General features: G+C 68.4%; 20 protein-coding genes. 7 read left to right on the top strand and 13 right to left on the bottom strand.

The window, feature by feature from the left end; genetic code table 11:
* Positions 1 to 26: 26 nt before the first annotated feature.
* The 8 genes from ACJ7IV_RS05840 to ACJ7IV_RS05805 form a co-directional block, all read right to left on the bottom strand.
* Positions 27 to 1,016, bottom strand: coding sequence for a septal ring lytic transglycosylase RlpA family protein (locus ACJ7IV_RS05840; RefSeq protein WP_483866181.1), 990 nt, complete (start codon positions 1,014 to 1,016; stop codon positions 27 to 29).
* Positions 1,013 to 2,083, bottom strand: a complete 1,071-nt coding sequence (mltB, locus tag ACJ7IV_RS05835) for a lytic murein transglycosylase B (RefSeq protein WP_483866180.1) — start codon at positions 2,081 to 2,083, stop codon at positions 1,013 to 1,015. Before mltB ends, ACJ7IV_RS05840 begins: the two co-directional genes overlap by 4 nt.
* Positions 2,084 to 2,123: 40 nt before the next feature.
* Complete coding sequence (gene rodA, locus ACJ7IV_RS05830) at positions 2,124 to 3,284, bottom strand: rod shape-determining protein RodA (RefSeq protein ID WP_483866179.1); 1,161 nt, start codon at positions 3,282 to 3,284, stop codon at positions 2,124 to 2,126.
* Positions 3,285 to 3,287: 3 nt separating this feature from the next.
* Complete coding sequence (gene mrdA / locus ACJ7IV_RS05825; RefSeq protein WP_483866178.1) at positions 3,288 to 5,195, bottom strand: penicillin-binding protein 2; 1,908 nt, start codon at positions 5,193 to 5,195, stop codon at positions 3,288 to 3,290.
* Between the two features lie 51 nt (positions 5,196 to 5,246).
* A complete protein-coding gene (rlmH, locus tag ACJ7IV_RS05820) occupies positions 5,247 to 5,714 on the bottom strand; it encodes a 23S rRNA (pseudouridine(1915)-N(3))-methyltransferase RlmH (RefSeq protein WP_483866177.1) in 468 nt (155 codons plus the stop codon).
* Positions 5,711 to 6,073, bottom strand: a complete 363-nt coding sequence (gene rsfS / locus ACJ7IV_RS05815; protein ID WP_213312635.1) for a ribosome silencing factor — start codon at positions 6,071 to 6,073, stop codon at positions 5,711 to 5,713. Before rsfS ends, rlmH begins: the two co-directional genes overlap by 4 nt.
* Positions 6,074 to 6,157: 84 nt before the next feature.
* Positions 6,158 to 6,787 (bottom strand): nicotinate-nucleotide adenylyltransferase, encoded by a 630-nt coding sequence (gene nadD, locus ACJ7IV_RS05810; protein WP_483866546.1) that lies wholly within the window; start codon positions 6,785 to 6,787, stop codon positions 6,158 to 6,160.
* A 47-nt stretch (positions 6,788 to 6,834) separates the two neighbouring features.
* A complete protein-coding gene (locus ACJ7IV_RS05805; RefSeq protein ID WP_483866176.1) occupies positions 6,835 to 8,145 on the bottom strand; it encodes a glutamate-5-semialdehyde dehydrogenase in 1,311 nt (436 codons plus the stop codon).
* A 101-nt stretch (positions 8,146 to 8,246) separates the two neighbouring features.
* Here ACJ7IV_RS05805 and ACJ7IV_RS05800 point away from each other — a divergent pair, with 101 nt between their 5' ends.
* From ACJ7IV_RS05800 to ACJ7IV_RS05790, 3 genes are read left to right on the top strand one after another with little or no spacing between them, the layout of a single operon-like run.
* The gene (locus ACJ7IV_RS05800; RefSeq protein ID WP_483866175.1) at positions 8,247 to 9,125 is read left to right on the top strand and encodes a hypothetical protein; all 879 of its coding nucleotides are present in this window, start codon (positions 8,247 to 8,249) and stop codon (positions 9,123 to 9,125) included.
* Positions 9,112 to 10,038 carry a diguanylate cyclase domain-containing protein gene (locus ACJ7IV_RS05795; protein WP_483866174.1) on the top strand — a complete coding sequence of 309 codons (927 nt, stop codon included), beginning with the start codon at positions 9,112 to 9,114 and terminating at the stop codon, positions 10,036 to 10,038. The genes ACJ7IV_RS05800 and ACJ7IV_RS05795 overlap by 14 nt, the downstream gene beginning before the upstream one ends.
* A 33-nt stretch (positions 10,039 to 10,071) precedes the next feature.
* Positions 10,072 to 11,475: a bifunctional DedA family/phosphatase PAP2 family protein gene (locus tag ACJ7IV_RS05790; RefSeq protein WP_483866173.1), complete on the top strand. Its 1,404-nt coding sequence runs from the start codon at positions 10,072 to 10,074 to the stop codon at positions 11,473 to 11,475.
* On the opposite strand, the gene ACJ7IV_RS05785 is transcribed toward ACJ7IV_RS05790, so the two are convergent.
* From ACJ7IV_RS05785 to mpl, 3 genes are read right to left on the bottom strand one after another with little or no spacing between them, the layout of a single operon-like run.
* Positions 11,472 to 12,095 carry a LysE family translocator gene (locus ACJ7IV_RS05785; protein WP_232911744.1) on the bottom strand — a complete coding sequence of 208 codons (624 nt, stop codon included), beginning with the start codon at positions 12,093 to 12,095 and terminating at the stop codon, positions 11,472 to 11,474. The two genes, ACJ7IV_RS05790 and ACJ7IV_RS05785, sit on opposite strands and share 4 nt — an antisense overlap.
* Positions 12,096 to 12,153: 58 nt before the next feature.
* Positions 12,154 to 12,774: a flavin prenyltransferase UbiX gene (locus tag ACJ7IV_RS05780; RefSeq protein ID WP_483866172.1), complete on the bottom strand. Its 621-nt coding sequence runs from the start codon at positions 12,772 to 12,774 to the stop codon at positions 12,154 to 12,156.
* Positions 12,767 to 14,158 (bottom strand): UDP-N-acetylmuramate:L-alanyl-gamma-D-glutamyl-meso-diaminopimelate ligase, encoded by a 1,392-nt coding sequence (gene mpl, locus ACJ7IV_RS05775; RefSeq protein WP_483866171.1) that lies wholly within the window; start codon positions 14,156 to 14,158, stop codon positions 12,767 to 12,769. The genes ACJ7IV_RS05780 and mpl overlap by 8 nt, the downstream gene beginning before the upstream one ends.
* A gap of 185 nt (positions 14,159 to 14,343) precedes the next feature.
* On the opposite strand from mpl, the gene ACJ7IV_RS05770 reads away from it, so the two are divergent.
* Positions 14,344 to 15,600, top strand: coding sequence for a 6-phosphofructokinase (locus ACJ7IV_RS05770; protein WP_483866170.1), 1,257 nt, complete (start codon positions 14,344 to 14,346; stop codon positions 15,598 to 15,600).
* Positions 15,601 to 15,695: 95 nt separating this feature from the next.
* On the opposite strand, the gene ACJ7IV_RS05765 is transcribed toward ACJ7IV_RS05770, so the two are convergent.
* Positions 15,696 to 17,429, bottom strand: a complete 1,734-nt coding sequence (locus ACJ7IV_RS05765) for a bifunctional protein-serine/threonine kinase/phosphatase (RefSeq protein ID WP_483866169.1) — start codon at positions 17,427 to 17,429, stop codon at positions 15,696 to 15,698.
* 235 nt (positions 17,430 to 17,664) lie between these two features.
* Here ACJ7IV_RS05765 and ppa point away from each other — a divergent pair, with 235 nt between their 5' ends.
* Complete coding sequence (ppa, locus tag ACJ7IV_RS05760) at positions 17,665 to 18,195, top strand: inorganic diphosphatase (protein WP_483866168.1); 531 nt, start codon at positions 17,665 to 17,667, stop codon at positions 18,193 to 18,195.
* 131 nt (positions 18,196 to 18,326) lie between these two features.
* Here the strand turns inward: ppa and ACJ7IV_RS05755 are convergent, their stop codons facing one another.
* Entirely contained in the window at positions 18,327 to 19,568 is a 1,242-nt protein-coding gene (locus ACJ7IV_RS05755) for a DUF2333 family protein (RefSeq protein WP_483866167.1), read from the bottom strand.
* 235 nt (positions 19,569 to 19,803) lie between these two features.
* Between ACJ7IV_RS05755 and dsbD the strand changes: the two genes are divergently transcribed.
* Positions 19,804 to 21,684, top strand: coding sequence for a protein-disulfide reductase DsbD (gene dsbD / locus ACJ7IV_RS05750; RefSeq protein WP_483866166.1), 1,881 nt, complete (start codon positions 19,804 to 19,806; stop codon positions 21,682 to 21,684).
* Between the two features lie 228 nt (positions 21,685 to 21,912).
* Positions 21,913 to 22,380 (top strand): acetyl-CoA carboxylase biotin carboxyl carrier protein, encoded by a 468-nt coding sequence (gene accB / locus ACJ7IV_RS05745; protein ID WP_483866165.1) that lies wholly within the window; start codon positions 21,913 to 21,915, stop codon positions 22,378 to 22,380.
* Positions 22,381 to 22,395: the final 15 nt, after the last annotated feature.

Here is a 22,395-nt window from a genome sequence, read left to right as displayed (position 1 = left end):
TTTCTGGGAAGGGGGATCGAGGCCGATCACTCGGCCTCCTTGACGATGAAACTCTCGGTAAAGCCGGCACGCTGCAAGGCCTCGCGCAGTGGCTCGACCTGGTCGGCGCCGGAGATGGGGCCCACCTGAACGCGATGCGCACCCGCAGCCTCGGCCACCCGCACAGGCTGGGCCAGTTCGTTCTCCAGGCGGGCACGCAGGGCGCGGGCGCTGTCGGCGGAACCCAGCGCCGCCACCTGTAGGTAGAGGGGGCGGCCTTCCATCGGGCGGCCTTCCGCGGGGCGGCGCTCCGCGGGGCGAGCTTCGGCAAAGCGCTCCTCCGCCGGGCGGGCCGCAGCGGAAGGAGCCTCGCGGGCCACGGATGTCGTCGCGGCAGCAGCCGGCTGACTCACGCCCTGACGCCCGGCGCCGGAAGAGGGTGTCGACCCGCCGTTCTCGGCGAGCCAACGGTCGACATCGATGGCCTCGACCCGCACACGTCCGGTGCCGTTGTCGAGGATATCCAGGCGCGCCGCCGCGGCATAGGAGAGGTCGATCTCGCGGTCGCTGTGGAAGGGGCCGCGATCGTTGACCCTCACGATCACCGAGCGGCCGTTATCCAGGCTGGTGACCCGGGCAAAGGTCGGCAGCGGCAGCGAGCGGTGGGCCGCCGACATCTTGTACATGTCGTAGATCTCGCCGTTGGAGGTAGCGTAGCCGTGGAACTTCTCGCCATACCAGGAGGCCGTGCCCTGCTTGGCGTAGCCGCTGGCGTCCGGCAGCACATGATAGGTCTTGCCCCACACCTCGTAGCTGGAGCGGTTGCCGCCCCGCGAGTGCGGTTCATGACGGGGGACCGCATCGGGCACCCGGCTGACGTCCGGCGGCTCCTCGGGGTAGGCGTCGCCGGACATGGCATAACGTCCGCCGGAAGAGACCGTGGCGGCCTGGCCGGAATCGGATGGTGCGGGCCCGCCGCTACCGGCGCAGCCGGCCAGGGTGACCACAAGGGCAATGGGCAGCCAGCGCAGCATCATGGACGCGCCTCCTCGTCATCGGCATCCACCGCCTGCAACCAGTGGGCGTCTAGATTGCGCGCCGCGGCGATCGCCTCGGCCAGCTCCACCGCCGCCATGGCATAGAGATGGCTGTGGTTGTAGCGGGTAATCACATAGAAGTTGAAGTCGCCCAGCACGTAGCGCCAGTTGTCCTCGCCATCCTCGAGTGCCACCGGCAGCAGGCGGCGCTCGTCGGCGAGCCCGGCGGGCACCTCAAACCCGGCGTCGCGCAGGGAGCCGGCGCTCACTGCGGGCTTTCGCGCCGCGCGGTTGAAGTCGATGCTGTCGGGGGGCGTCGCGGGTCCCTCGACTTCATGCAGGATCGGTTCGCCGCCACGCCAGCCATGCTCGGCGAAGTAGTTCGCCACGCTGCCGATGGCATCCACCGGGTTGGTCCAGAGGTCGCGCAGGCCATCATCGTCGAAGTCCACGGCATAGGCGCGATAGCTGGTGGGGATAAACTGCGGGTAGCCCATGGCGCCGGCGTAGGAGCCCAGCGGTTCATCCGCCGCGACCTGCTGCTCAAAGGCGATCTCCAGGAAGGCGGCCAGCTCCCCGCGGAAGAAGTCGCCACGACGGGGATGATGGAAGGCCAGCGTCGCCAGCGAATCGATCACCCGATGCTTGCCGGTGATGCGCCCGTAGCGCGTCTCTACACCGAGGATGGCGGCGATGATCTCCTCGGGCACACCGTACTCCGCCTCGGCGCGGGCAAAGGCATCGGCGTGGGCCTCCAGGAAGGCCACCCCGGCGTAAATACGCTCGTCATCCAGGAAGATCGCCCGATACTCGTCCCAGCGCAGGCGGCGCTCGGCGGCGCCGGACATGGCGTCGAGCACCTCTTGACGATAACGCGCCTGCTGCATGGCGCTTTCCAGCCAGGCGCGCTCGATCCCCTCAACGGCCAGCTCATTGACCAGGGCCCGCGCCCCGGCGTGACGCTCCGGGGCAAACTCCTGAGCGGCCAGCGGCGAGCTGGCCAGCAGGGCGGCACAGGCCAGCGTGACCAGGCGCCCCTTCCTTCCCTGAATGCATGACGGCGTCATGTGCGGCCTCTCCTGTCGGTGCCCGGCCCTTGTCGCGTGGCTAGCGTGGCAGCAGCCTGCGGTGGGCATGAATGGCCATGAGAATACCGAAACCGGCCATCAAGGTCACGCTGGAGGTGCCCCCGTAGCTGACCAGTGGCAGCGGCACGCCGACCACCGGCAGGATACCGCTGACCATGCCGACGTTGACGAACACGTAGATGAAGAAGGTCAGGATGATACTGCCGGCCAGCAGACGCCCGAAGGTCTCCTGGGCCTCGGCGGCGAGCCACAGCCCGCGGCAGACGATCAGCAGGTAGAGCAGCAGGAAGGCCAGCATCCCCACCAGACCGAACTCCTCGCCGAGCACCGCAACAATGAAGTCGGTATGCCGCTCGGGCAGGAACTCGAGCTGCGACTGGGTACCCTCCATCCAGCCCTTGCCCAGCACCCCGCCGCTGCCGATGGCGGTGGTGGACTGGATGATGTTCCAGCCCGCCCCCAGCGGGTCACTGTTGGGATCGAGGAAGGTCAGCACGCGGCGGCGCTGGTAGTCGTGCATATTCATCCACAGCAGCGGTAGCGCCGCCGCGGCCAGGGCACCAAGCAGGCCGATGATGCGCCAGGAGAGGCCCGCCAGCAGCACCACGAAGACCGCAGAGGAACCCACCAGCAGCGAGGTCCCGAGGTCCGGCTGCTTGGCGATCAACACCACCGGCACCCCGACGATCAGTGCACACACGGCGAGATCCCGGGCCCGGGGAGGCAGCTCCCGACGACTCAGGTAGGCGGCCACCATCAGCGGCATCGCCAGCTTCATCAGCTCCGAGGGCTGGAAACGGATGACACCGGGAATCACCAGCCAGCGCTGGGCCCCCATGCCCATGTCGCCCACCAACTCCACCGCCACCAGCATCGCCACCCCCAGCAGGTAAGCCGGCAGCGCCCAGCGCATCAGGGTGGCCGGGGCAAACTGGGCGATCATCACCATCACCCCCAGCGCCACGCCGAAGCGAATGCCCTGGGCAATGACGGTATCGATGCGCTGACCACTGGCGCTATACATCACCACCAGGCCCGAGACCAGCAGCAGCAGCAGCAGGCCCAGCAGCCAGGGATCCAGGTGCACTCGCTCCCAGAATCCGCGGCGGCGTGACATGCCGCTGGCCGGCGCCTTGACCGGATACGGCCGCCAGGGACGCGAGAGATCGCTCAGTGCCATGGGTCAGTTCCCCGCCAGGCGTGCATCGTCTTCCTCCATCTCTTCGCGAATCTCCTCGGCATCGGGTTCCTCGTCATCCAGCAGCCAGGCGTCGGTCATCGCCCGCGCCAGATGGGCGGCATGGGTACTGCCCCCGCCGGCGTTTTCGACGATCACCGCCACGGCGATCTGTGGTTCCTCGATCGGGGCGAAGGCCATGAACAGGGCGTGGTCACGCAGGCGCTCGGCCAGCTCATCGGCGTTGTACTTCTGGTCCTGCCCCAGCGAGAAGACCTGGGCGGTGCCCGACTTGCCGCCCATGCGGTACTCGAGCCCCACTCCGGTGCGCCGCGCGGTGCCCTCGTGGCCTGAGATCACCTTCTCCATCCCGGAGAAGACCCGATCCCACCAGCCCTCGTTGGCCAGCTCGATATCCTCGGGGGTGTCGGGCAGGGGCTCCGACAGCGGTTCGTCACCGAGGGTCCGGGCCAGGCGCGGCTTGACCCAGTCACCGCGATTGGCCAGCACGGCGGTAGCGGTGGCCAGCTGCAGCGGGGTGACCTGCCAGTAGCCCTGGCCGATACCCACCGAGAGCGTCTCGCCGGGATACCACGACTGGTTGTAGCGCTCGCGCTTCCAGTCCCGGGACGGCATCAGGGCGTTGCTCTCGCCGAAGATATCGTGGCCGACCCGGGTACCGAAGCCGAAGTTGGTCATGTTGGCATGGATGCGATCGATGCCCAGGTCATGAGCCAGGGTGTAGTAGTAGGTGTTGTTGGAGACGGCGATGGAGCGCTCCAGATCAACGCGTCCGTGCCCCCAGCGCAGCCAGTTGCGGTAACGGCGGCTATCGTTGGGCAGCTGGAAATAGCCGGGGTCATAGATGGTCTTGTCGGGCGTGATCACGCCCTCGACCAGCCCCGCCAGGGCCAGGAAGGGCTTGATGGTGGAGCCGGGAGGATAGTGGCCGCGGATCGCCCGGTTGTAGAGCGGCAGATCGAGATCCTCCTGGAGTCCGCGATAGGAGGCCACATCGATACCGGTGACGAACTGGTTGGTGTCGTAGCCAGGGGCCGAGACCATCGCCAGGATGCCGCCGGTGGCGGGTTCGATGGCGACGATGGCACCGCGCCGGCCATCGAGCAGCTCGTAGGCCAGGTGCTGCAGCTCCTTGTCCAGGGTCAGGGTCAGGTCCTTGCCGGGCACGGGGTCGGTGCGGCCCAGCTCGCGCAGCACCCGGCCGCGGGCGTTGGTCTCCACCTTGCGCAGCCCGGCCTCGCCGTGCAGCGCCTCCTCATAGAAGCGCTCGACGCCGGTCTTGCCGATGAAGTGGGTGCCGGCATAGCGGCCGGGGTCGAGTCGCTCGAGCTCCTCTGCATTGATGCGCCCCACGTAGCCCAGGGCGTGGGCCATCACCTCGGCGTCGGGGTAGTAGCGCAGCAACTGGGCCTCCACCTCGACTCCCGGCAGCAGGTGGCGGTTGACCGCCAGGCGTGCGATCTGCCCCTCGTCGAGATCACTCATCAGCAACGCCGGCTGGAAGGGGCGCTGACGCTGACGCGAGCGCACGCGGAAGGCCTCCGCCTCATCGTCGGAGAGCTCGAGGATCTCCACCAGTCGCGTCAGGGTGGCGTCGAGATCCTCGACCCGCTCACGCACCAGGGTCAGGTTGTAGGTGGGTCGATTCTCGGCCAGCAGCTCACCGTTGCGATCGTAGATCAGGCCGCGGGTGGGTGGCAGCGGCTCGACACGCACCCGGTTCTTCTCCGAGCGGGTGGTGTAGACCTCGTGCTGAACCACCTGAAGGTAGGCCAGACGCCCCATCAACAGGCCGGTGAGGCTGAACACCACCACCAGCGCAAGCAGCGCACGCACCCGGAAGATGCGCAGCTCCTGCTCGGGGCTCTTGAGGTTATGACGTGACTTGCGCATCGGGTTCCCGGGGTTGGCGAGAGCGCGGCGAGAGAGCGGCGAGGCGTCGACTCAGCGGTGGTAGGGGTGGCCGACCATCAGCGTCCAGGCGCGATAGAGCTGTTCGGCGAGCAGTATCCGCACCAACGGGTGGGGCAACGTCAGTGGCGACAGCGACCAGCGCTGGTCGGCGGCGGCGGAGAGCTCCGGCGCCAGGCCGTCGGGACCACCGACCAGCAGCACCACATCACGGCCAGCCAGCCGCCAGCCTTCAGCCTGCTCGGCGAGCCGCTCGGTACTCCAGGCCTTGCCCCCCACTTCCAGGGCGACCACATGCTCGTCGCCGCGCAGCCTGGCGCGTATCCGCTCGGCCTCGCTGGCCATGGCGCGGGCAAGGTCGGCGTTCTTGCCACGCTGCCCGGGGGGGATCTCCTCCACCTGCAGGGCGAAGTCACGGGGCAGGCGCTTGCGGTACTCCTCGACGCCCTCGGTGACCCAGGCGGGCATGCGTGTGCCCACCGCCAACAGGCGCACCTTCATGCGCCGGACAGCTCGTTTTCACGTTCCAGATCGCTGGGCAGATCGGCCCAGAGCCGCTCCAGGTCGTAGAGCTGGCGGGTCTCGGGCAGCATCACATGGACCACCACGCTGCCCAGATCGACCAGCACCCAGTCCGAGCCGGCCTCGCCTTCGACGCCACGCGGCTGCAGGCCCTGCTCCTTGGCCCGCTCCACCACCCGCTGGGCCAGTGCCGCCACATGGCGGGTCGAGGTGCCGCTGGCGATGATCATCAGATCGGTCACGCTGGTCAGCCGTGCGACGTCCAGCTGGACGATATCCTTGGCCTTGAGTTCTTCCAGCGCGTCCACCGCCAGAGTCTTGAGAGCGTCGTTGTGCATAGGGTCTTCTGTCAGGCTGTCGTTGAATGGGCATTGTAACCCCTTGACCACCATCTGACAGGGTCCGTTCACCCTGAGCAGCCTTCAGCCCCGCCGATAGAGGTCGTAGGCCAGGATGTGGCGCTCCACCGCCTCGGGCAGCAGGTAGCGCACGCTGCGACCGGTGGCAAGGCGTTGCCGCAGCTCGGTCGCCGAGATCGCCATCCGCGAGGGCAGCCGCAGGCGCAGCAGGCCACCGGCGGGGCGCGCCATCAGCGTCTCGGCGTCGTCGCACTCGCGCCCGGTGATCAGTTCACGCAGCGCCACCGGCAGCGGGGACTCGAAGTCGGGGCGGTCCACCACCACCAGGTGGGCCAAGGCGAAGAGCCGTTGCGGTTCGTGCCATTCGGCCAGGCGCAGGAAGGCATCATGACCCAGCGCCATCACCAGCCGCGCATCGGGACCCAGTTCCTCGCGCAGCGAGGCCAGGGTGTCGGCACTGAACGAGGGGCCCTCACGCGAGAGTTCGCGGTCGTCGGCGACCAGCCCCGGAGTATCGCCGATTCCCAGGCGCAGCAGCGCGAGGCGCTCCTCTGGTGTGACCCGGGGTTCCCCACGCAGCGGCGGGGCCTTGGCGGGAATCATCAGGACACGATCGAGGGCCAGTGCCTCGCGAAGCTCCACGGCGCTGCGCAGATGGCCCAGGTGCACCGGGTCGAAGGTGCCGCCGAGCATGGCGATACGGGCCGGACCTGCGCGCTGCCCCGGCGGAGACGGCTCGCTCACTGGCGAACCTGGCCGTCGCCCAGCACCACGTACTTGCGAGTGGTGAGACCCTCGAGCCCCACCGGGCCGCGGGCGTGCAGCTTGTCGGTGGAGATGCCGATCTCGGCGCCCAGTCCGTACTCGAAACCGTCGGCGAAACGGGTCGAGGCGTTGACCATCACCGAACTGGAATCCACCTCGGCCATGAAGCGCCGGGCGAGAGTCCAGGACTCGGTGACGATGGCGTCGGTATGGTGGGAACCGTAGCGCTCGATATGTGCCATGGCGGCCTCGATACCATCAACCACGCGGATCGCCAGCACCGGGGCCAGGTACTCGGCGTGCCAGTCCTCCTCGCCGGCCGCCACCACATCCGGGAGGACTTCCCGGGTGCGCTCGCAGCCACGCAACTCGACGCCATGCTCGGCGTAGGCCGCGGCCAGCTTCGGCAGCAGGGACTCGGCCAGCGGCGCATCCACCAGCAAGGTCTCCATGGTGTTGCAGGTACCGTAGCGGTGGGTCTTGGCATTTACCGCGATGGCCAGCGCCTTGTCGGGATCCGCGGTGGCATCCAGATAGACGTGGCAGACGCCATCGAGGTGCTTGATCACCGGCACCCGGGCCTCGCGGGTGATGCGCTCGATCAGCGACTTGCCGCCCCGCGGGATGATCACGTCGACAAACTCGGGCATGGCGATCAGGCGACCCACGGCGGCGCGGTCGGTGGTGGCCACCACCTGCACGGTCCCCTCGGGGAGTCCCGCGGCGGCCAGGCCCTCGCGGATGCAGGCGGCGATGGCGGCATTGGAGTCGCGCGCCTCGGAGCCGCCGCGCAGGATGGCGGCATTGCCCGACTTGAGGCACAGGCTGGCCGCCTCGAGGGTGACGTTGGGGCGCGACTCGTAGATGATGCCGATCACCCCCAGGGGCACGCGCATCTGACCGACCTGGATGCCGCTGGGACGAGCGCGCAGGCCGTCGACCTCGCCCACCGGATCGGGCAGGGCCGCCACCTGGGAGAGCCCCTCGATCATCGCATCGACACGGCCGTCATCCAGGGCCAGGCGGTCGAGCAGGGCGGCATCCAGGCCACTCTCACGCCCGCGGGCGAGATCGCGGGCATTGGCGGCCAGCACCTCACCCCGCGCCGCCTCCAGGGCCTCGGCCATGGCCAGCAGCGCGGCGTTCTTGGGCCCAGTGGGCGTGCGACGCAGGACCGCGGCGGCTTGCCGCGCCGCCTGCCCCAGGCCGGTCATGTAGGCTTCGATATCGCGGATCTCCTCGGCGCCTGCCGCGGCGGCGCCGTCGCGCTGGACTTGAGCTGTCATGCCAGAGGGTATCTCCTGTGGGCGTGGCCTGAACGTGCCGGAACGGCGCTATACTGGCGCCGAGTGGGCACATCGCGGAAAGGGAGTCATAGTAAGCCACCATGCAGAGCAAGTACAAAGTCAGCCTGTTGCGCCTCAACCTGCTGCTGGCGGCCCTGCTTCCGGCGCTGATGGTGCCGACCGCCCGCGATTTCTCCGAAGGCATGCTGCTCGGCCTGGCGGCGGCTTGGCTCGCCATCAGTGCCGGTCTGGTCGAGTTCAGCCATCGCCGCCCTCCCCTGGTGCCCTGGCAGCTGCTGCCCAGCCTGCTGCTCAGTGCCCTGCTGTGGACATCCGCCGAACACTACCCCTTCTGGCTATGGGGATGGGCCGCCCTGGTGATGCTGCCCCAGCCCGCCTGGATGGCCGCCCTCAACGTGCTGCTGGCCACCCTCTCCTGGGCCTGGGTGGCACGCCTGCTTCCCGTCGAACAGGCACTGGCCGCCGGCCTGGTGCTCGCCCTGCTGCTGGCACTCGGCCTCGCCCGGGCACGCCGGCTGATACCTCTGCATGGCCAGGCCAGGGGACGTGTCAGCCTGGAGCCGGGGCTGCGCCTCTGGCCTCGCGCCAGCCTGGCCCGTGACCTGGCCCGGGAGCGTGGTCGCGGCAGGCGCGACGGCACCCACAGCGAGCTGCTGCTGGTACGCACCCGACGGCGTCACCTGTGGCGTGTGGCACGACAACTGTGCGACATGACCCGACGCTTCGAGCACTGCTATCGACTCGATGGCCGTACCCTGGCGGCCCTGCTGGTCTGTCGCGACGCCGCCCAGGCGGCCAGCAGGCGCGCGACTCTGCTGCAGCGCCTGGGCGAGGTGGAGCGCGTGAGGGCAGTGCCGCTGACAAGCACCCACTCGCTGACCGAGGAGTTCCGCGCCCTGGAGAAGCAGGCCACCACTCGAAGCGCGACGCAGGGAGCGACGCCCGATGCCGATACCTGAGACCCCACGGCTGCTGGCGGGACTCTATGCGCTGGGTGCGGTGCTGCTGCTCGGCCAGGCGCTATGGCACTACCTGGTCGGCGACTACACGCAGATCCTGCTGCCGGCCCTGCTCGCACCCCTGCTGCTGACCGCCGCGCTGATGCGCCTGGGTCAGCAGGAGACGGCACGCCTCTCGGCCTACCTGGTGCTGATCTGCGGCTACCTGATAGTCGCCACCACCCTGCCGGGAGAAGGCCATCTGGCACTGCTGTGGCTGGGACTCCCGGCAGTGCTGACCCTCCTCCTCCTGCCGCTTGGACCGGCCACGCTGCTCAACCTGACTCTGGCGCCGATCTGGCTGCTGCTGGCCGACGGCGGCCTGTCATTGCCGCTGTCACTCGCCTACCTGACGCTGGTGTTCGCCGCCGGGCTCGCCCCCTGGGGAATACGCCACCAGCGGGCCCTGCTGATGGCCACCGACCCCCGCGACGAGGAGTGCACCGCCCTGAGGTCGGCGCCACTGCTCGAACGACTGGAGAGCGAGGTGGAGCGTGCCGGGCTGCTGGACCAACGACTCGCCGTGGTGGTGATGCACCTCCCACAGCTGGAGATGGCCGATGAACAGTTCGGAGACCCCGCCCGACTGCCCCTACTGGACGCCTTCTGCAGGACGGTGGCGGAGTACAGTCGCGACCACGACCTGCTGGGCCGCATTGGCGGAGCCGACTTCTGGCTGGTGCTTCCTGACACCACCGAGAGCGGGGCCCTGCTGGTGCGCCAGCGCATCGAGGAAGCAGCGGCCGGCGCCATGCTGAACGACACCGGGGGCCTGGAGGTACGCGGCGCCACCTGCGCCCACTCCCCCGGACAGACCTTCATGGCACTCAAGCACCGCCTGGATGCCACCACACGACGCCTCGCCGATGGCTGAGCCCCTGCTCGCTCCGGCCCCGGGAGGCCTGTCATGAACCTTGCCCAGCTGCTCTACCAGCTCACCCCCTCACCGGGGCTGCTGCTGCTGATCATCGCCTGCATCGCCATGCTGGAGTCCCTGGCGCTGGTGGGGGTCCTGGTGCCCGGCGTGCTGCTGATCACCGCCGCCGCCTCCATGGCCGGGCACCAGGAGCTGGCCCTGCCGGCGACCCTGTTCGCCGCCTTCCTCGGCGCGGTGGTGGGCGACGGCGCCAGCTTCGTGCTCGGCTACACCCAGCGCGAGCGCGTCACCCGGCGCTGGCCGCTGTCGCGCCACCCGGAGTTCCTGGCCCGCGGCGCCCGTTTCTTCCAGCGCTACGGCGTGCTGTCGGTGTTCCTGGGGCGCTTCGTGGGGCCGGTACGGCCCATGGTGCCGCTGATCGCCGGCATGCTGCACATGTCGCCGCGCACCTTCACCTGGGCCAACCTCGCCTCCGCGGCGCTGTGGGCCCCGGCCTATGTGCTGCCAGGCTACCTGCTGGGACGCACCTGGGAGCAGCTGCTCGAGGTACCCCCGACGCTCAAGAAGCTGCTGGCGGTGCTGCTCGTGATGCTGCTGGTGCTGGCGGTGGCCTTCTCCTGGCTGCGTCACCACGCCGGCAGGCGCGGTCGCGTCTACCGCTTGACCGCCGGCCTGGCCCGGCGACACCCCCTGCTGCGCAACCTGTGGCTGCGCCAGAGCGGCAGCGGCGAGGTCCCGCTAGCCAGCCTGATGCTGCTGATCCTGGCGTTGGGCGGGGTATCGGGCTGGACCCTGCTGGTGATGCAGCATGACCTGCATGGCCCATTGCCCCTTGACCAGCAGATCCAGGGGCTGTTCGCGGCACTCGCACTGCCGGCCCTGACCCTGGCCAGCGAGGGACTGGCACGCATCGGCGACCTGCTCGGCGTGGTGGCGCTGAGCCTGCCCTGGGGCGTGTGGCTGGTGTGGCGGCGGCGCCTGGATGCCTTCTGGCACATCACCGCCGGGCTGGTGGGGATCGCGGCGCTCAATAGCCTGGGAAAGGCCCTTTTCGCGCGGCCGCGACCCGATCTCCCCGCCCACCTGGCGGACTCCTTTTCCTACCCCAGCGCCCACGCCTCCAGTGCGGTAGTCCTGTTCGGCCTGGCCGCGGCCTTCGCCGCTCGGGAGCTCGCCCCGGCCTGGCGCCACTGGGCCTACTGGGCGGCCATCCTCGCCGCCACCCTCATGGCGCTGTCACGCCTGGTGATCGGCGTGCACTGGTTCAGCGACCTGGTTGGCGGCGCCCTGCTGGGCCTGGTGGTCTGCGCCCTGGTACAGCTGGCCTGGCAGGCACGACCGCGGCCCCCGCTCGCCCCCTGCCCCTGGCCCTGGCTGACGGCGGCCTCGCTGGCTCTGGTGGCGGCACGCATCGCCTGGTTGCCGCCGGTCTAGCCCAGTGCCAACCACAGGCCGACACCGACCATCAGAGTGCCGGCGATGCGGTTGAGCAGGCGCACGCTTCCGCCTCGCGACAGCAAGCGGCGCAGCCGGCTGCCGCCGGTGGCGTAGAGCAGCAGGCAGATGAACTCGATGGTCAGGATCAGCGCCACCAGCACGACGAGCTGGCCGGCCAGGGCCCGCTCGGCATCGAGGAAGGGGGGCAGCAGCGCCACGAAGAAGGCCCACCCCTTGGGATTGGCCACCGCGGTGACGAAGCCCTGGGTGGCCAGCTGCACGCGCCCGGCGGGCGCCACCGCAAGCCCCTCCTCGGGGATCGCCATGCGCCCCCGGGAGCGCCACATCATGATGCCCAGATAAGCCAGGTAGGCCCCGCCCAGCCACTTGAACAGCGCGAAGAGCTCCGGCTGGCGAAGCATCAGGGCCGCTACCCCGGCGCCTGCCGCAGCGGCCACCAGCCCCACCCCGACCAGCTCCCCGGCCATCATCCACAGGCTGCGGCGCACCCCCTGGGTCATGCCCAGCACCATGGCCAGGGTCATGCACATTCCGGGGGTAAGGGAGACTAGGAAGAAGGTCGGCACGAAGACCGAGAGCAGTGAGAGGTTCAGCATGCCAAATCCTTGGTGTAGCGGCAGGAGTCCAGGGTGGCAGGGATGGGTGACGCTTCGCTTACGCGCCCTCGCCCCAGCGCGGCACCAGACGATGCTCGATGCCCAGCTGATTGAGGATTCGCGCCACGATAAAGTCGATCAGGTCGTCTATCGATGCAGGCTTGTGATAGAAACCCGGCGCAGCGGGCAGAATCACCGCCCCCAGGCGCGTCAGGTTGAGCATGTGCTCCAGATGGATCGCCGAGAGCGGCGTCTCCCGCGGCACCAGGATCAGGGTGCGCCTCTCCTTGAGCGCCACGTCGGCGGCACGCTCGATCAGGTTGTTGCTGGCCCCCGTCGCCACCGCCGAGAGGGTGCCGGTGGAGCACGGGCAGATCACCATGGCGGAAGGCGCCCCGGAGCCGGAGGCCACCGGTGCCATCCACTCCTCACGTCCGAAGCAGCGGATCTGGCCCGGCCGGGCCCCGCTGCGCTCCGCGAGGGCCGCGGCCAGTCGCTCGGGGCGGGCTGGCAGTTCGCCGTCGGTCTCGGTGGCGATCACCAGATGGGCCGCCTTGGAGATCATCACCCACACTTCATGGTCCGCCGCCACCAGCGCCTCGATCAGGCGCAGCCCGTACTGGACACCGGAGGCACCGGTCAGCGCCACGGTTACCGGGGATGCAAGGTCCTCAGCCATGGGCAGCCTCCAATGCCACCAGCAGTTTCTCGTGGATACCGCCGAAGCCACCGTTGGACATCACCACGATCCGGTCATAGGGCCTGGCCTCGGCGACCAGGGCCGCCACCAGGGCGTCCAGGTCCTGCTCCAGATGTGCCGGCACCGGGCTCGCCGCGATGATCGGCTCCAGCGGCCAGTCCAGTCCCTCGGGGCGATACCAGAAGGCGACATCGGCGGCAGCCACGCTTTCCGCCAGGCGCTCACGCAAAGTGCCCAGACGCATGGTATTGGAGCGTGGCTCGACCACTGCCAACAGCCGGCCCCGGGCAGTGGCGGCCCGCAGTCCCTGGAGGGTGGCGGCGATGGCCGTGGGGTGGTGGGCGAAGTCGTCGATCACCTGGATATTGGCCACCTCCCCGCGCAGCTCCTGGCGCCGCCGCGGCGACTCGAAACGCGCCAGGGCGGCGGCACCGCGGGCCGGATCCACTCCACAGGCGTGGGCGGCGGCCAGCGCCGCCAGGGCGTTGCGGGCGTTGTAGGTGCCGGTCAGTGGCCAGTCGACCACCGCATCCTCGTTGACGCTTTCCTTGCCCTGGCCCTCCTGATGTATCACCCGGAAGCGCGAGGCGTCGTCGCGCTCCAGCTCGAGCCGCCAGGGGCTCGCGGGGGCCTCGCCGAAGCGCACCACCGGGGTCCAGGCCCCCATGGCCAGCACGCGCTCCAGCGCCGGTTCGTCGTCGGCCACCAGCAGCAGCCCCTTGCCCGGCACGGTGCGCACCAGATGGTGGAACTGGCGCTCGATGGCGGCCAGGTCCTCGAAGATATCGGCGTGGTCGAACTCCAGGTTGCCCAGCACGACGATCTCGGGGCGGTAGTGAACGAACTTGGAGCGCTTGTCGAAGAAGGCGGTGTCGTACTCGTCGGCCTCCACCACGAAGGGCGCATCCGCAGCGCCGAGGCGTGCCGAGACACCGAAGTTGCGCGGCACACCACCGATCAGGAAGCCCGGCACCAGGCCCGCCGACTCCAGCAGCCAGGCAACCAGACTCGCCGTGGTGGTCTTGCCGTGGGTGCCGGCCACGGCGACCACCCGTCGGCCCGGAAGCACGTGCTCGGCCAGCCACTGGGGGCCTGAGACGTAGGACAGGCCCACATCGAGCACCGCCTCCACCTCGGGATTGCCCCGCGACAATGCATTACCGATCACCACCAGATCGGGGCGCGGTTCGAGGTTGGTGGGCGAATACCCTTCGCACAGGGCGATACCGGCCTCCTCGAGCTGGGTACTCATGGGCGGATAGACGCCCGCATCCGAGCCGCTGACCGTATGGCCCAGCTCCCGGGCCAGCAGCGCCAGGCTGCCCATGAAGGTGCCGCAGATTCCGAGGATGTGAAGGTGCATGGGACTCGCTCCAGCATGGATCCGGTGGCCGCGCCGGCATGGCGCGGAGAGTGGCGAGACTAGCATGGCCCCGACGAGGCCCTCCAGCTCCCCCGGGTGCAGCGCGAGGGGCTTTCGGCTAGAATCCTTCGACTTTCGCCCCATTCAACCCGAACAGCAGCGACGACCAGGAGCAGACAAGCCCCATGGCCCATAATGCCTTCTACGCCCAGTCCGGCGGCGTCACCGCCGTGATCAACGCCAGCGCCTGCGGCGTGATCGAGGCCTGCCGCCGCCACCCCGAGCATATCGGCAAGGTCTATGCCGGCCACAACGGCATCATCGGCGCCCTCACCGAGGAACTGATCGACGTCAGCCAGGAATCGGACGAGGCGATCGCCGCGCTGCGCCACACCCCGGGCGGCGCCTTCGGCTCATGCCGCTACAAGCTCAAGGACATCGAGAGCCATCGCGCCCAGTACGAACGCCTGATCGAGGTGTTCCGCGCCCACGACATCCGCTACTTCTTCTACAACGGTGGCGGCGACAGCGCCGACACCTGCCTGAAGGTTTCCCAGCTCTCCGAGAAGCTCGGCTATCCGCTGACTGCCATCCACGTCCCCAAGACCGTGGACAACGACCTGCCGATCACCGACAACTCGCCCGGCTTCGGCAGTGTGGCCAAGTATATCGCCACCTCCACCCTGGAGGCCTCGCTGGACATCGCCTCCATGTGCGCCACCTCCACCAAGGTGTTCGTGCTCGAGGTGATGGGCCGCCACGCCGGCTGGATCGCCGCCGCCGGGGCCCTTGCCGGCCAGGGCGAGGGCGAGCCGCCCCACCTGGTGATCTTCCCCGAGATCGCCTTCGACCGCGAGGCGGTCATGGCCCGCGTCGACGAGGCGGTGAAGAAGTACGGCTACTGCGTGATCGTGGTCTCCGAAGGCGCCCGCTACGAGGATGGCACCTTCCTCGCCGATGCCGGCAATACCGACGCCTTCGGCCACCGCCAGCTGGGCGGCGTGGCGCCGACCCTGGCCGGCATGGTCAAGCAGGACCTGGGCTACAAGTACCACTGGGCGGTAGCCGACTACCTGCAGCGCGCCGCACGCCATCTGGCCTCGAAGACCGACGTGGAGCAGGCCTACGCGGTGGGCGAGAAGGCGGTGGAGCTGGCCATCGAGGGCAAGAACGCGATGATGCCGGCGATCAAGCGTGTCTCTGACACGCCCTACGAGTGGCGCATCGAGGCCGCCCCGCTGGCCGAGGTTGCCAACCGCGAGAAATTCATGCCCCGCGACTTCATCAGCGAGGATGGCTTCGGCATCACCGCCGCTTGCCGCCAGTACCTGTCACCGCTGATCCAGGGCGAGGACTTCCCGCCGTTCGACAACGGCCTGCCCCGGGTGGCGAAGCTGGCCAAGCACCGGGTCGAACGCAAGCTGCCAGAGTTCAAGCTATAAGCACCTAGCGTGAGCTCGAGTAAAAAGTAGAAAGTGGCAAGCAAGCCCCGCTGGCAATGCCGGCGGGGCTTGTTTGTCACTTGCCACTCGGCGCTTTAACGCAGCAACCAGGAAAGCACCAGCAGCAGCAATAGGATCGCCGCGATGCCTTGCCAGAAGTGGCCGGAATCACGGAATCGACGCGGGCTCATGCGCGATGCTGAGGCGTCGCGAGAGATCGCCAGCGGCTGGCGCAGCTCGCGCAGAAACTCCGACATGCGTCGGTAGCGCAGCGCGCGCTGGGGATCCAGCGCCCGGCGCAACGCCTCGTCCAGCGCCTGGGGTACCTCGGGGTTGCGCTGACGTGCGCTGCGGTAGACCAGCTGCTCGAGGTCGGTATGGCGCAGCAGTCGGTTGGGCGGCACCTCGTAGGGCAGCTCGCCGGTCAACAGCCAGTAGACCGTGGAGGCATAGGAGTACTGGTCGCTGCGCCGCCCGATATCGTCGTCCAGGGCGTACTCCGGGGCGCTGTGTTCGGTGAGCCCCACCGAGCGCAGCAGCTCGCGGGCATCCTTGTGTCCGCTTCCGTCACGCATTCGACAGGCACTGAAGTCGGTCAACACGACCTGCCCATGGGTATCGATCAGTACGTTACCGGGATGGATCTGCTGGTGCAGCAGCTCCCGATGGTGAAGGGCCTGTACCGCCTTGCCCAGCTGGTTGGCGATATCCAGGCGCTGGGCGAAGGTTGCCTGGGGATGGCGCCGCGCCCACTCGACCAGCGACTCGCCCTCGACATGGGCCATCAGGTAGTAGAGATAGCGCCGGGGCCGCGATGGCTCCATCACGCGCACCACGAAGGGTGACTTGACGCGCTCCACGACCCACTGCTGGAGCAGGAAGTGCTCCAGGTAGATATTGCGATGGGAGAGCTCGGGGCTCGGAGCCTTCATCACCATCACACGCCCGCTCTGCAGGTCACTCACTCGGTAGACCCGCGACTGGGCGGTGCGTGACAGCACGGCCTGCACCTCCAGGCCGTCGAGGCGATCCCCCGGGGAGAGCTCCGGAGGGATCGGCAGCTCGCCGTATACCTTGGCCGGGCTGTCGGACTGGACGTCAGGCAGCTCATCGATGCGCACCAGCTGGAAGCAGAACTGATCGGCCCCGTAGCCGCGGGACTGGGCGCGCTGGACCGCCGCCTCGGCCAGGCGGTCACAGGCAGCATCGAGGTCGCTGGCATCCTGACGAATCAGCTGCACATACTCCGACGGCATCAGGGTGCCCAGCACCGCCTGGGTGGTAAACAGGAACAGGTCCCCCTGCTTGGCCGGAAAACGGGCATAATCGATGTCGATGCTGTTATCCATGCCCAGGGCACGGGAGGGGTAGCGATAGCCCCCCAGGTCGGTGACATGGTCACGAGTCAGCTGCTCGAACTCCGCCCCGCGTAGTCGAAACACCAGGGTATCGCCCATATGGAACAGGTGCGCCTCGGTGCCGCGCAGCACCAGTGCCGATAGCGAGGTGACATAGCTGCCCTCCGCCACCTGGCGGCTCTGGCTGTAGGTCCAGGCATTGAGGGCACGCAGTACTCGGGTCGCTGATGTCTTGACATCCCAGTGGTCGGGGGTGGAGTAGTAGTCGGCAAGAAAGCTGCGCACGCTGAGGTCCCCGGCCTGCTTGGCCATACTGTTGCGCAGTGTGGCATCGCTGATCAGCGCACAGGCCCCCTTGGCGTTGAGCTGGGGTGCCTCGGGCAGGCGCACCGACATGGAGCTGCGATGGCGCCGACGATCCGGCGCCACGAAGGCCTGACCAAAACTCAATGACAGCTGCGCGGGAGCCACTTACCCCTCCTTGCCCGATGGTTGCCTGCCCGAAGCCGCGCTCCGGGGCGGCGCCCATCATACACGGGAGCACGCCACGACGGTGCCCCTCCGAAGGTGCCGCCCTGTTGGGGCGACGGCACCTAGGTCGAATTGGTATTCAAACCGGTGGGCCCGTATAATTCTGCGGATTTTTCCCGCGCGATTTGCCAAGCCCAACTGACAACCGCCATTTGCAAAACCCAAGGAAGCGACGATGAACTTCGACAATATCCCCGCCGGCAAGGATCTCCCGAACGACCTCTACGTGGCGATCGAGATTCCGGCCAACCACGCGCCGGTGAAGTACGAGATCGACAAGGACATGGGCGCCCTGCTGGTCGACCGCTTCATGGCCACCCCGATGTTCTACCCGGCCAACTACGGCTTCATCCCGCACACCCTGGCCGACGACGGTGACCCCCTGGACGCGCTGGTCGTGACGCCCTACCCGGTCCAGCCCGGCAGCATCATCCGCGCCCGCCCGGTCGGCATCCTCAACATGACCGACGAGGCCGGCGAGGACGCCAAGCTGGTCTGCGTACCGCATCAAAAGCTCTCCAGCCTCTACGATGACGTCCAGGAAGTGACCGACCTGCCCGAGCTGCTGCGCCAGCAGATCGCCCACTTCTTCGAGAACTACAAGGATCTCGAGAAGGGCAAGTGGGTCAAGGTGGAGTCCTGGGAAGGCGTCGAGGCGGCCCGCAAGGCGATCGAGAAATCCGCCGCCGCCTATCACAAGGCCTGAATTCGCGTCCGACTGCGGCCCTCGGCCGCCTGGACTCGAGTCAGACGTGAAGCGGGCCGCCCAAGGGGCGGCCCGCTTCATTTGTCGCCTGCCAAACCCGGCCAGCCCTTCACTGGGCCGGTTGATACCGGCTACTCGCTGGCCTGTGGTGCCGGCTCTTCCTGACCGGCCTCTTCCTGACCGGCCTCTTCCTGACCGGCCTCTTCCTGACCGGACTCTTCCTTACTGGCCTCTTCCTGGCCAGCCTCTGACTGCTCGGCCTCCTGTTGATCAGCTGCTTCCGTCGCGGCCTGGGTCTCACGCTCCACGTCGACCACTTTGGGCTCGCTGGCGGGCACCTGGGTCACTTCATCGCCAGGGGCATTCTGGGCGGCATTCTCGCCAAGGACCGTGGTGATCTCCTCGACCAGGTCGCGGGCCCGGCTGACATGAAGCGCCATCACCAGCGTATGGTTGGCGAAGGGGCCGAAGCCGGAGCCGCTCATCACCACCGGGCTCCACAGGCGTCGCTGGGTCATGGCCAGCTCCGCACGCAGGCGCTCCCAGCGCTCGGTCACCCCGGCACTTTCCAGAATATCGGCCTGGTCGCGCTGCACTCCCTCGAGCATCTGGACCAGTGCCCAGCTGGTGCCGCGCGCCTCGAAGAAGACGTTGTCAACCCGATACCAGGGGGTGCCCTCGGGAAGGGCTTCGCGATCAATGGCCAGCTCACGCAGCAACTGGTGCCCGCCGGCGCCCGAGGCCAGGCGCAGGGAGAGGTCGTCGAGGCGCACCCCGACATCGGCCAGCCAGCGGCGCAGCCCGGCCCCGGGAACGAAACCCTCGGCCTGCATGCCACCCAGCGCCGCCAGCTGACTATCCAGGGCGGCCACCGCCGACGCCAGATGGGTCTCGGTGGCGGGCCGGTACCAGTCGAGGCCATCTCCGGCCAGACCACGGATCGCCTCTTCCAGGAGCTCCACTTCACTCGGGTGCATGGAAGGCAGGGCCCGCGCCAGATCCCTGGCCTGGGCCAGCACACCCCGCTCCCAGCTCGGCATATTGTCCAGCCACAGCCCCGGCGGCAGCCGGTCGTTGCGCAGGTAGCCGCCCGGCTTGTCGTAGAGGGTCTCGACGATGGAGGCCAGGGTCGCCACCGTCACCGCGCCTCGCGCGGCGGGTTCGCCACCGGCATCCCCACGCCGCTCCATGGGTACCTGCTCGACACTGTGCGGCGCCGGTGTGCGGCTCCACCAGATCCCGAGGGCCAGCGTCACTACCAGATAGATCACCAGCAGCGTCAGCAACGGCTTCCAGATCCAGCCGTATTCGGGGCGCTCCAGTGCTTCAACTCTCTCGCGACGCCTGGCGCCGCCCTTGCCCATCCAAGCCATGTGCAGGTTCCTTTCCGATACGAGACATGGGAGCGTGCGACAACGTGGCACACCTCTCGCCACGCCACTCGATGAAGACACGCCCTCCCCTGCGTTATCCTAGCACCCGACCCGCGCAAGCGGTCAGCTCATCCACCCTACCGAGCCACAGGGCCACTACCGGACTGGCACCGGAACCCTGGGCAACGGGTGGAGTCTGATCGCCAGCCACACACCAACCAAGGACAGGATTTCCGTGATCAGCCTTCGACGAACTGCCCTGACGGCCCTGCTGCTGTTGCTGATGCCGATCGCCGCCCAGGCCCAGTGGTTCGGCAACGACGAAAAGGAGTTCCTGCCGGTGCTGGAGGCCTTCCAGCCCAGTGCCTGGCATGATGGCGAGACCCTCTACGTTGGCGTCGACGTGGAGGAAGAGCACTACCTCTACCGCCACCAGTTCGATGTGGCCTCCGAGGTCGCCCTGGGCGAGCCCGAGCTCCCCGAGGGCAGCTTCACAAGCGACGAATTCCTCGGCGACGTCTATATCTTCCGCGACCGCGTGGTCTTCGAGGTGCCGCTCGAGGAGCCGCAGAGCGGTGTGCTGCCGCTGACCCTGACCTTCCAGGGCTGTGCCGATGCCGGGCTCTGCTACCCCCCCGAGCGTGTCGACCTGGAGGCCTACGAGCAGCAGGCACCGGCGGCCTTCGCTGGCTGGCAGCCATCGGATGGCGACAGCGATTCCGCCGCGGGGGGCGGCGGGGAGCAGGCCGGTGCTATTGGCTCTCCCGGCGACTTCGCGGCACCACAGAGCGAGGACGGCCGCTTCCAGTCACTGATGGCCGAGGCCAGCCTGCCACTGGCACTGGGGCTCTTCTTCCTCGCCGGACTGGGGCTGACCTTCACCCCCTGCGTACTGCCCATGGTGCCGATCCTGTCGTCGATCATCGTTGGCCAGAACCCCAGCCGGCCACGCGCCTTCGCCCTCTCCGCCAGCTACGTGGCCGGCATGGCGCTCACCTACGCCCTGGTCGGCGTGCTGATGGGCCTGTTCGGGGCCGGACTCAACCTCCAGGCGCGCCTGCAGTCGGCACCGGTGCTGATCACCTTCGCGGTGCTCTTCACCCTCTTCGCCCTGGCCATGTTCGGCGCCTTCGAGATGCGTCTCTCCCCCCGGCTGGCCGGCCGCATCGACGGCTGGCAGGCGCGCGCCCAGCAGAGCGGCCCCGCCGGTCTGGCCCTGGCCGGCGCACTGTCGGTGTTGGTGGTCTCGCCCTGCGTCTCGGCGCCGCTGGCCGGTGCCCTGGTATTCATCTCCACGACCGGCGACGCCCTGATGGGCGGTAGCGCCCTGCTCGCCCTGGGCCTGGGCATGGGGGTGCCGCTGCTGCTCGTGGGCACCTTCGGCACCACCCTGTTGCCGCGCAGTGGTGCCTGGATGAACGGTGTCAAGATCGCCTTCGGCATCCTGCTGCTGGGGGTGGCGATCTGGCTGGTCGAACGCCTGCTGCCCGCAGCCGCCGTGCTGCTGCTGTGGGCCGCCCTGGCGGTCGGTACCGCCCTGGCACTCGGCGCCATGTCCACCAACCTGCCCCAGGGGTGGGCACGGGCCCGCCAGGCGCTCGGGCTGCTGCTGCTGGCATGGGGGGTGGCCCTGGTGCTCGGAGCGGCCAGTGGTGCCAGCGATCCGCTGCGTCCGCTGGCACCGCTGACTGCCGGCACCGGGCCGGCGTCAGGTGGCACCCAGCCCGCTGCCGAGGTGACCACCGTTGACGAGCTCGACGGACTGCAACAGGCACTCGCCTCGGTACCCGAGGGTCAGGCCGCCTTCGTCCACTTCACCGCCGATTGGTGCATCTCCTGCAAGCAGCTCGAGCGTCAGGTCTACCCCGACCCCCGGGTCGCCGAACCCCTGGCCGCCTTTGCCCGAATCAACGTCGATGTGACCGACACCGATGCCGCCAGTCGCGAACTGCTCGACCGCTACGAGCTGTTCGGGCCACCCAGCCTGCTGTTCTTCCACGCCGGCGAGGAGATTCGCTCGGCTCGCATCCAGGGCGAGACCCGCGCCGAGCCACTGGCGGAACACCTGAAAGGCGTGCTCGGCTGGCTCGAGGAGCGTAACGCCGGCAACGCCTGAAACACGCATCATGACGCCGTTCACGCGCCGCTCAGCGGAGCGTGAACGGCGTTTTCGTCTGCGCTGGACATCATCCCGGTTTTTCGGCAAACTCCTGCGCTACCCTCTTTTAACGGCCTGTAGAGGCGGAAGAGTCGCTATCTTGCCGCGATCTAATGAAACTTGGCCATGGTTGACAGCACCGGGCCAACGGCCACTCACCGCACCCAACCGATCGGGACGAACGTCATGGATATCCGCAAGGTCAAGAAGCTGATCGAGCTGCTCGAAGAGTCAAACATCAGCGAAATCGAGATCCAGGAAGGCGAGGAGTCGGTTCGCATCAGCCGCCACCCCAACGGCGTGAACTGGCAGCCCAGCATGCCCCAAGGCTACGCCCCGGCCCCCCATCCGGCTCCCGCCGCGGCTCCGGCACCCGCCGAGAGCGCCGAGCCGGTCGCCGCCGAAGGTCCCAGCTTCCAGGGCCAGGCCATCACTTCTCCCATGGTAGGCACCTTCTACCGCTCACCGGCCCCGGGCGCCAAGGCCTTTGTCGAGGTCGGCTCCCACGTCAAGAAGGGCGAGACGGTGTGCATCGTCGAGGCGATGAAGATGATGAACCAGATCGAGGCCGACCGTGACGGTGTAGTCGAGGCCATCCTGGTCGAGGATGGCGAGCCGGTAGAGTTCGACCAGCCGCTGGCCGTCATCGCCTGAGCATCGCTTAGCTCT

The organism is Halomonas sp. C10-5, assembly GCF_057169305.1.
Note: the sequence above shows the minus strand (reverse complement) of the source record. Positions and strands in the feature narration are given on the sequence as shown.

Bases quoted from the DNA above. Each gene is read 5' to 3' on its own strand.
- ACJ7IV_RS05840 (WP_483866181.1), bottom strand. From the start codon at position 1,016: ATGATGCTGCGCTGGCTGCCCATTGCCCTTGTGGTCACCCTGGCCGGC.
- mltB (WP_483866180.1), bottom strand. From the start codon at position 2,083: ATGACGCCGTCATGCATTCAGGGAAGGAAGGGGCGCCTGGTCACGCTG.
- rodA (WP_483866179.1), bottom strand. From the start codon at position 3,284: ATGGCACTGAGCGATCTCTCGCGTCCCTGGCGGCCGTATCCGGTCAAG.
- mrdA (WP_483866178.1), bottom strand. From the start codon at position 5,195: ATGCGCAAGTCACGTCATAACCTCAAGAGCCCCGAGCAGGAGCTGCGC.
- rlmH (WP_483866177.1), bottom strand. From the start codon at position 5,714: ATGAAGGTGCGCCTGTTGGCGGTGGGCACACGCATGCCCGCCTGGGTC.
- rsfS (WP_213312635.1), bottom strand. From the start codon at position 6,073: ATGCACAACGACGCTCTCAAGACTCTGGCGGTGGACGCGCTGGAAGAA.
- nadD (WP_483866546.1), bottom strand. From the start codon at position 6,787: ATGCTCGGCGGCACCTTCGACCCGGTGCACCTGGGCCATCTGCGCAGC.
- ACJ7IV_RS05805 (WP_483866176.1), bottom strand. From the start codon at position 8,145: ATGACAGCTCAAGTCCAGCGCGACGGCGCCGCCGCGGCAGGCGCCGAG.
- ACJ7IV_RS05800 (WP_483866175.1), top strand. From the start codon at position 8,247: ATGCAGAGCAAGTACAAAGTCAGCCTGTTGCGCCTCAACCTGCTGCTG.
- ACJ7IV_RS05795 (WP_483866174.1), top strand. From the start codon at position 9,112: ATGCCGATACCTGAGACCCCACGGCTGCTGGCGGGACTCTATGCGCTG.
- ACJ7IV_RS05790 (WP_483866173.1), top strand. From the start codon at position 10,072: ATGAACCTTGCCCAGCTGCTCTACCAGCTCACCCCCTCACCGGGGCTG.
- ACJ7IV_RS05785 (WP_232911744.1), bottom strand. From the start codon at position 12,095: ATGCTGAACCTCTCACTGCTCTCGGTCTTCGTGCCGACCTTCTTCCTA.
- ACJ7IV_RS05780 (WP_483866172.1), bottom strand. From the start codon at position 12,774: ATGGCTGAGGACCTTGCATCCCCGGTAACCGTGGCGCTGACCGGTGCC.
- mpl (WP_483866171.1), bottom strand. From the start codon at position 14,158: ATGCACCTTCACATCCTCGGAATCTGCGGCACCTTCATGGGCAGCCTG.
- ACJ7IV_RS05770 (WP_483866170.1), top strand. From the start codon at position 14,344: ATGGCCCATAATGCCTTCTACGCCCAGTCCGGCGGCGTCACCGCCGTG.
- ppa (WP_483866168.1), top strand. From the start codon at position 17,665: ATGAACTTCGACAATATCCCCGCCGGCAAGGATCTCCCGAACGACCTC.
- ACJ7IV_RS05755 (WP_483866167.1), bottom strand. From the start codon at position 19,568: ATGGCTTGGATGGGCAAGGGCGGCGCCAGGCGTCGCGAGAGAGTTGAA.
- accB (WP_483866165.1), top strand. From the start codon at position 21,913: ATGGATATCCGCAAGGTCAAGAAGCTGATCGAGCTGCTCGAAGAGTCA.